Origin of the sequence: Arthrobacter sp. E44 (assembly GCF_041877125.1) — a bacterium.
Lineage (GTDB): Bacteria > Actinomycetota > Actinomycetes > Actinomycetales > Micrococcaceae > Arthrobacter.
In genome coordinates this window covers 112,707-119,570 of record NZ_JBHDJA010000014.1, presented here as the reverse complement: position 1 = coordinate 119,570, position 6,864 = coordinate 112,707, and the positions used below count along the sequence as shown (strand labels likewise).

Here is a 6,864-nt window from a genome sequence, read left to right as displayed (position 1 = left end):
AGAAACGGTGGAGTCGATACCCTGATTCTCGCCCAAGGCCCTCACCCCAGCCGAAACACCCTCCCCGCCCCGGACATCTCACGCGGCAGCCCTGATTACACTCTCAATTCTGAAGAGCCCGGTTTCCTTCGCCCTTGACGGGCTGGCCGCCGGCGTTCGGAGAGACTTCGGTAGACATGGGTGTTCCCTCAGGGGTGTTTTATGAGTGATGCGCGGTGGACGCCGCTGCAGGTTCCAACACTCTACCCGCTGGAGTAATTCCTCCATACGGGTTTAAAAACCCTGAGGGAACTTTAGGGGTTAGGCAGTCTGGCCTGCGTGCTGCCCTTCGGAGATCTCCTCCACCAGCTTGTTGTTGAAGGCCGGGAGGTCGTCCGGGTTGCGGCTGGTCACCAGGCCCTGGTCCACCACCACTTCCTCATCAGTCCAGTTGGCGCCTGCGTTCTTCAGGTCCGTTTCCAGGGTGAAGTAGGACGTGACGTTGCGGCCCTTGATCACGCCGGCCTCGATCAACAGCCAGGGACCGTGGCAGATTGATGCCACCGGCTTGTGCTGCTCGAAGAAGCTGCGGGTGAAGTTCTGCGCATCCTTGTCGACACGCAGGTGGTCCGCGTTGACGACGCCGCCCGGAAGTACCAGGGCGTCGAAGTCGGAGGCGTTTGCGTCGGCGACCGTGAGGTCCACGTCGAAGGTATCGCCCTTGTCTGTGCCGTTGTAACCCTGCAGCTTGCCGCTCTTGGGAGCGATCAGGGTGGGCTCGCCGCCAGCATCCTTCACTGCCTGCCAGGGGCTGGTGAGCTCTACCTGCTCCACGCCGTCTGTCAGCAGGAATGCCACTTTCTTGCCTGCGATGCTGTGCTCTGCCATTGTTCCTCCTCGACTGAGGCGGCCTGCGGCCTTGAGGCGCGCAGCAACCGCCCAAGAGTTGATTGCCTGACATGTTCCAGCCTAAGAAAGCTGAAAGTAATAAGCAAGCTGACTATTCGCTGTCTTCCCGATATAGTCTTGTCCTACGTGCAGTGCATTCGAACGTCGCACGGGTCTATGTGGCCCCTGCGCCTTGATGCAAGGAGGCCGCCATGACAGCAGAGCAGCTCGCCCCGGTACCCCCTGACCCGGAGCCATGGCTTCCCAGTGACACTCCTGCCGAAATACGCCAGTTTGCCATCGAGTCCCTCCGGTGGCAGGCCCAGGAGATTATCGATGAACTGCTCTCCAGCACCGATCCCTCCGAAGAACTGTCAAGGGCACGGCTCCGCCGCTCCGTAGCGCGCAATCCCGGCCGGCCGGAGAAGGCACTCCTGGAACAGCTCATGGCAAGTGAGGACGGGCTGGGCCTCCAGGCCCACGGCCCGCATCCACAAACTCCCGCGCCCCCGCAAGGCCTGCCGACCCTGCACACTTCAACAGATTGGATCGGAAGCTAACCCGGCGTCAGGAGCTCAGCGGGACGTTGTCGATCAGCCGCACCGGACCCACCTTGGCTGCAATGAGCGCCAGGGCCTCGCCACGGAAAGGGGTCTCTCGGCAGTTCTCCGCCAGGGGTTCAAGGGTTCGCGGGTCCACCACGTCGAAGTAGTCGAGTTCCACCAGGGGCTGGGACTCCACCATCGCCAGGGCAGAATCAAGATCCAATGGCTCGTGCGCGTTCGCCCGCTCTTCCAGCAGCCGCAGCGCCCTGGACAGGACCAGCGCGGCGTCCCGCTCCTCGTCGGACAGGAAGCGGTTCCGGCTGGACAAGGCCAGCCCGTCGTCAGCACGGACCGTGGGAACGCCCACGATCTCCACCGGGAAGTTCAGGTCTGCGGCCATACGCCGGACCAGGGCCAACTGCTGGGCGTCCTTTTGGCCAAAGTAGGCCCGGTAGGCCGGGACGCTGCCGGACGGTCCCGCAGATCCTGCCGGAAGGCCAGCCGCCGGCATCCCATAGTGCAGCAGTTTGGCAACAACAGTCAGGGCGCCGTCGAAGTGGCCGGGCCGGGAGGCGCCTTCCCACTTCTCCCCCAGGCGCCCGGACGTAACCCGCACCAAAGGCTCCCCGCCGGGGTAGACCTCCTCCACGGAGGGGGCGAAGGCGAGGTCCACGCCCTGCTCCTCCAGGAGCGCAAGGTCCGCCTCAAGCGTCCGCGGGTAGCGGCCCAGGTCCACAGCGTCGCCGAACTGCAGGGGATTCACGAAGATGCTCGCCACCACCACGTCATTATTTTCGACGGCGGCGCGGGCCAGGGCGGCATGTCCTTCGTGGAGTGCGCCCATGGTGGGCACCAGCCCCTGCGAGGTCCCCTGCTTCGCCGCGAGGAGACGTGCGCTTTCGGCGTGCAGGCCGGCCACGGTGGTGACGAGTTTAATGGACATTCAGTCCTCCTTCGGATCGAGGGCCTCGTGCAGCCCCTTCAGCTGGTCAGGTTTCAGCAGTCCGCGCCCTTCGGCGCGGAGGGCTGTGGCGCGTGCCATCGCAAGGTAGGCCTCCAGCACGTCGCCGTGCCCGCCGGCGTCGAACTCCCGCAACGCCTCGGCGTGCGCGCTGACCGTTCCCACGTCCCCACGTGCCACGGGACCGGTCAGGGCAGACTCCCCCGAGGCCAGTGCGTTCTCCAGGGTGGCCCGCAGCAGCGGCCCCAGCATGCGTTCGGGCGATTCGACGCCAACCTCGCGCAGCAGCTGTGACGCCTGCGCCACCAAGGTAACCAGGTGGTTGGAGCCGTGGGCCAGGGCTGCATGGTAGAGCGTCCGGTCCGCCTCGGCGATGGCCACGGGTTCGGCCCCCATCTCCACCACAAGCGCCTGGGCGATGGGCAACATGGGCGCATCGGCCGTCACCCCGAAGGTGCAGTCGAGCAGCCGGGTGAGGTCCAGGCTCATGCCGGTGAAGGTCATGGCCGGGTGCAGCGCCAGTGGAACGGCCCCGGCGGCGCGGACGGGATGGAGCACGCCCACGCCGAAGCGCCCGGAGGTATGTGCGACCAACTGGCCCGGCTGCCACACGCCGAGCTTTGCCAACCCTTCCACCAACCCGGGCAGTGCGTCGTCCGGCACCGCCAGCAGCACCAGTTCCGCGCGCTCCACGACGTCCTGCACTTCCAGGATGGGCACGCCGGGCAGCAGGGTCTCGGCCCGCTCCCGGCTGGCTTCGGACACCGCTGACACCCCGACGACGGCGTGCTCGGCTGCGCGCAGGGCGGCGCCTAGTACCGCCCCTACCTTGCCGGCGCCGATGATTCCGACGCCGAGGCGTCCGGGCTTAGCCATGCTGCTGGCCTTCCTGTTGGTAATGGGTGCGGGGCGCTGGGGCAGCCCCGGGCTCAACGGCCGGCGTGGATTCCGGAGCTGATTCAACTGCCGGAACAACCTGCCGCAACCATTGTTCGGTGGTTTGCCGCTTCCGTGCCAGCCGGGCGCGTGCGGACTGCTCGTCGAAGAGTTGCCGGGCCTCGTCAAGCCCCGCCTGGGTCAGCCGCGGGGCCACCGGGCCGGCAGTGGTGTGCAGCACCAGGTCCGCCACGCGGAAGCGGCGCGCCAGGGGCCCCTGTTGAAGCGCCATCGACTGCGTCCGCTGGTGCGGCACGACAACAAGTTCCCGCCACCAGCGGCCGGAGCGGATCAACAGGGCAGTGTCCGTGGCCGCAAAGCCGTTCCGCCGCCATGCAAGTGGTGCCAGCAGCCACGCCCGCCGCGGCGTGGTGACAAAGCCGCCGTCGGTATCGAAACCACCCAGCCCGGCAGAAAACACCGCCTCAGGATGGTTGGTTCCGGGGTCGGGCAGGACCAGCGAGAGCATGGCAAGGACATCGGCGAATTTACCTACCGGCAGCAGGATGGTCCTGGTATTGCCTTCGACGGCGTTGCCCGACGTCCCGTAGCCCGCCACGTTCACCTGCATCCGGTACCAGCCGAACGGGCGCCACAGCGGAGGCTGGGCAACCTTCACTGCCTGGATCCGGCCCGGCGGCAGCGTCTGCGCCTGCGTGTCCAGCAGCCCGTACCGCAGCCGGATGCCGTCCGGGGAAATGGCGGCGGTGAAGTTGTACCCCTTGTTGAAAAAATTCCAGTAACTGGCTGCAAGGCCAAGGGCAGCCGGCACCAGGTAGAAGTAGAAGGCCCGGTTGTCCGTCAGCGCGGACAGGACCACCGAAGCGGCGCCTCCCATCACGATGAAGAAGCTTTGCTCACTCAGCAGCAGCGATCCGACAAGGCGCGACGGCGGCACGGCAAGTACCGTAAACTCCGGCGCCTCGGACGCGTGCTGGGTGGGATGTTGCCGGCCAACCGCGCCTGCTGAACCGGTGCCCGGCGGGCCGCCCGAACCGCCCACGAACCCAGTGCTTGAGCCGGCGCCGGCAACAGCACCGGAAGCGTGCGCCAGGATGGTGGCCCGCAGTTGGCGGGCGTCAGAAATCTTCAGGTAAGCCAGCCGCACAGCTGATTCGCCGGCGTCTGCCACCTCGAACTTGAGTTCGGCCAGGCCGAAGATTCGGGCCAGGAGGGGCTGCACGATGTCGATCGCCTGCACGCGGTCCAGCCGCGCCTGCCGGTGCTGGCGGAAGAGGAGTCCGCTGTTGACGCGGACATAGCCGGCGGACACCTGGTATTTGGTGAAGTACCAGGTCAGGACGAATCCCAGCACCGCCACGGCCAGCACTACGGCACCGCCTCCCAGGAGCCACGGCGCGCGGCGGGAAAACCCTTCCTCGAAAACTGGCTGGCCCTGCAGGGACCGCTCAAACAGGTCCCTGCCAAAGAAGAAGGCGATGGCAGCCAGGGCCACCCAGCCGCGGATGAAAGGTGAGGCGGGATGGACACGCAGCCACTCGCCGTCGGCCACTATGGTTTCCGGGCCGGCCGCCGCAGGAGGCACGACTGGCCGTCCGGGCAGCTGGCCGTCAGCCGTCACAGCCCTGCCAGCCTGGCTTCGCCGCGGGCGGCCAACTGTTCCCGGAGCCGCGCACCCTCCGCAGCCGGCAGGCCGGGGAGGCGGGCGTTGGTGCCGGGCGATGCTGTGTGGAGCTTCACGGTACACAGTCCCAGGCCGCGCTCCACGGGCCCCACCGCGATGTCCACGTATTGCATGCGCCCGTACGGAACGGCCATGGTGCGCTGGAAGAAGATGCCGCTCCTGACCAGCAGGTCGTCGTCGCGCTCGGCGTAGCCGATGGCCCTGACCTGCCGCGGGATGAGCACCAGCCGCCATACGGCAATCAGCATCATGACGGCCGGAACAGTAATGGCCAGCCACAGTGGAGGCCACCGCCACCAGCCCAGGAGGACAAACACCAGCGGAACGGAAAGGATCAGGACCGCGACCAGGTTGCCCAGGGCCCATTCCACGAGGCGGACTGTTATGTATTTTGGCGACACCCGCTGCCAGGCGATACCCGGGGGGTCAATCGCCTCGGTATGCATATTCGCCTTCCCCAGCAGCCTCCCCGCGGGCAGGGCGGCCCTTTTTCCCGTCCAGGTTTGGATCGCTGTCCTCGGGCGGAATCTTGCAGAACCGCTCCACGATGAGCCCAACGATGATCATCACCAGGCCGCCGCCGGCCATGGCCAGCGCCAGCCAGGTGATTCCCTGGTCGCTGCGCATGCTCCAGATCCGCAATTGGTCCAGGAAGATGCCGACGTGCCAGCCGAGCAGCACTGTTCCGGCATACGCGCATGCCTGGGCCAGGACCAGGGTCCGGGCGGCCAGGAGGGGGTCCAACTGGGTCTTCTTTACGGTGCTGTTGGGTTTGAGGCTGTTACGCCACCTCAGGATGCGGATGCCAAGGATCAGCGTGATGATGACGATGACGCCCATGGTGGCAAGCGCGGTGGCAGGCAAAACAGGCGTGGCAATGCTGTAGCGGCTGGTCACCACCGTGGCAGACCAGCCTGCGATGGCGAGGATGACGCCGATCAGCAGCAGGCGCAGGGGGTTGATGGGCTTCATCGCTCCTCCACCGCGCCGGCCGTGGGCATCCCGTCGAAATCGCCGAAGCCGTCGAACGGAGCCAGATCGGGAAAATCGTCCGCCTGGGCGGCCAGCGCGCTGATCCTTTCGCCCTCCAGGGTGGCGGCGGGTTCGATCAGCGACCAGGGGTAAAGGACGAACGCACGGGAGGCAGCGCGGGGGTGCGGGAGCGTCAGGGCGGGATCGTCGCTGCGGAGGTCCCCGTAGGTGATGATATCGACGTCGAGCGTCCGCGGTCCCCAATGCACCTCGCGGACGCGGAGGTGCTTGTTTTCGACGGCCTGGCAGTGTTCCAGCAGTTCCTTGGGGGTCAGGCTGGTTTCCACGGTGATGACCATGTTCAGGAAGTCGGGCTGGCCGGCGGGGCCGCCCACGGCTTTCGTCTGGACGATGGGTGAGACGGCGAGGAGGCGCACCTCCGGCGGATCCACCAGGTCCGCCACGGCCTCAGTCAGAGTCTCGTTCCGTTCACCAAGGTTGCTGCCGAGCGCGAGGACGGCCTTGGTGTAGATGCCGTTCATCTGCCGGCCCCGGCCAGGGCATTGTCCGCGGGGACCCGCGTCCTGTGGACGGTGACGGCCACGTCGCCGAAAGGAACCTCGATGGGGGCCTGGGGTTTGTGGACGGTGATCTCCACGGCCTGAAGCTTGAATTCGGCCAGGAGGCTGTCCGCGATCCGTACCGCCAGTGCCTCGATGAGGTTCAGGGGTTCCCCGGAAATCCACTCGGTTATACGCTGCGCCACCTCGCCGTAGTGCGCCGTGTCCCGGACGTCATCGGACTGCGCCGCTTCGGTGAAGTCCAGGTAGAGCACCGCGTCCACCACGAAGGGCTGGCCCTCCCGGCGTTCGAAATCGAAGACACCGTGATGACCAACTGCGGTCACTCCAGTCAGCGTAATCCTGTCCATGGGTCCC

The 6,864-nt window shown here is 66.5% G+C and carries 9 protein-coding genes; 1 reads left to right on the top strand and 8 read right to left on the bottom strand.

The window, feature by feature from the left end; translation table 11 throughout:
• Positions 1-300 precede the first annotated feature (300 nt).
• Positions 301-867 (bottom strand): type 1 glutamine amidotransferase domain-containing protein, encoded by a 567-nt coding sequence (locus ACETK3_RS13990; RefSeq protein ID WP_236800587.1) that lies wholly within the window; start codon positions 865-867, stop codon positions 301-303.
• Between the two features lie 212 nt (positions 868-1,079).
• Here ACETK3_RS13990 and ACETK3_RS13985 point away from each other — a divergent pair, with 212 nt between their 5' ends.
• Positions 1,080-1,427 (top strand): hypothetical protein, encoded by a 348-nt coding sequence (locus ACETK3_RS13985; RefSeq protein ID WP_237429586.1) that lies wholly within the window; start codon positions 1,080-1,082, stop codon positions 1,425-1,427.
• Positions 1,428-1,434: 7 nt separating this feature from the next.
• On the opposite strand, the gene ACETK3_RS13980 is transcribed toward ACETK3_RS13985, so the two are convergent.
• The 7 genes from ACETK3_RS13980 to folB are packed head-to-tail and all read right to left on the bottom strand — an operon-like array spanning position 1,435 to position 6,857.
• The gene (locus ACETK3_RS13980) at positions 1,435-2,355 is read right to left on the bottom strand and encodes a pantoate--beta-alanine ligase (RefSeq protein ID WP_237429585.1); all 921 of its coding nucleotides are present in this window, start codon (positions 2,353-2,355) and stop codon (positions 1,435-1,437) included.
• Positions 2,356-3,249 (bottom strand): Rossmann-like and DUF2520 domain-containing protein, encoded by an 894-nt coding sequence (locus ACETK3_RS13975; protein ID WP_373993075.1) that lies wholly within the window; start codon positions 3,247-3,249, stop codon positions 2,356-2,358.
• Entirely contained in the window at positions 3,242-4,891 is a 1,650-nt protein-coding gene (locus ACETK3_RS13970; protein ID WP_373993074.1) for a PH domain-containing protein, read from the bottom strand. The genes ACETK3_RS13975 and ACETK3_RS13970 overlap by 8 nt, the downstream gene beginning before the upstream one ends.
• On the bottom strand, positions 4,888-5,400 hold the full coding sequence (locus tag ACETK3_RS13965) for a PH domain-containing protein (protein WP_373993073.1): 513 nt from the start codon (positions 5,398-5,400) through the stop codon (positions 4,888-4,890). The genes ACETK3_RS13970 and ACETK3_RS13965 overlap by 4 nt, the downstream gene beginning before the upstream one ends.
• Positions 5,381-5,926 carry a DUF3180 domain-containing protein gene (locus ACETK3_RS13960; RefSeq protein WP_237429582.1) on the bottom strand — a complete coding sequence of 182 codons (546 nt, stop codon included), beginning with the start codon at positions 5,924-5,926 and terminating at the stop codon, positions 5,381-5,383. Before ACETK3_RS13960 ends, ACETK3_RS13965 begins: the two co-directional genes overlap by 20 nt.
• Entirely contained in the window at positions 5,923-6,468 is a 546-nt protein-coding gene (gene folK, locus ACETK3_RS13955; RefSeq protein ID WP_236800575.1) for a 2-amino-4-hydroxy-6-hydroxymethyldihydropteridine diphosphokinase, read from the bottom strand. Before folK ends, ACETK3_RS13960 begins: the two co-directional genes overlap by 4 nt.
• Entirely contained in the window at positions 6,465-6,857 is a 393-nt protein-coding gene (gene folB / locus ACETK3_RS13950; protein WP_236800573.1) for a dihydroneopterin aldolase, read from the bottom strand. The genes folK and folB overlap by 4 nt, the downstream gene beginning before the upstream one ends.
• Between the last annotated feature and the right edge of the window lie 7 nt (positions 6,858-6,864).

Coding starts and splice junctions, on each gene's coding strand:
- ACETK3_RS13990 (WP_236800587.1), bottom strand. CDS start 867: ATGGCAGAGCACAGCATCGCAGGCAAGAAAGTGGCATTCCTGCTGACA.
- ACETK3_RS13985 (WP_237429586.1), top strand. CDS start 1,080: ATGACAGCAGAGCAGCTCGCCCCGGTACCCCCTGACCCGGAGCCATGG.
- ACETK3_RS13980 (WP_237429585.1), bottom strand. CDS start 2,355: ATGTCCATTAAACTCGTCACCACCGTGGCCGGCCTGCACGCCGAAAGC.
- ACETK3_RS13975 (WP_373993075.1), bottom strand. CDS start 3,249: ATGGCTAAGCCCGGACGCCTCGGCGTCGGAATCATCGGCGCCGGCAAG.
- ACETK3_RS13965 (WP_373993073.1), bottom strand. CDS start 5,400: ATGCATACCGAGGCGATTGACCCCCCGGGTATCGCCTGGCAGCGGGTG.
- ACETK3_RS13960 (WP_237429582.1), bottom strand. CDS start 5,926: ATGAAGCCCATCAACCCCCTGCGCCTGCTGCTGATCGGCGTCATCCTC.
- folK (WP_236800575.1), bottom strand. CDS start 6,468: ATGAACGGCATCTACACCAAGGCCGTCCTCGCGCTCGGCAGCAACCTT.
- folB (WP_236800573.1), bottom strand. CDS start 6,857: ATGGACAGGATTACGCTGACTGGAGTGACCGCAGTTGGTCATCACGGT.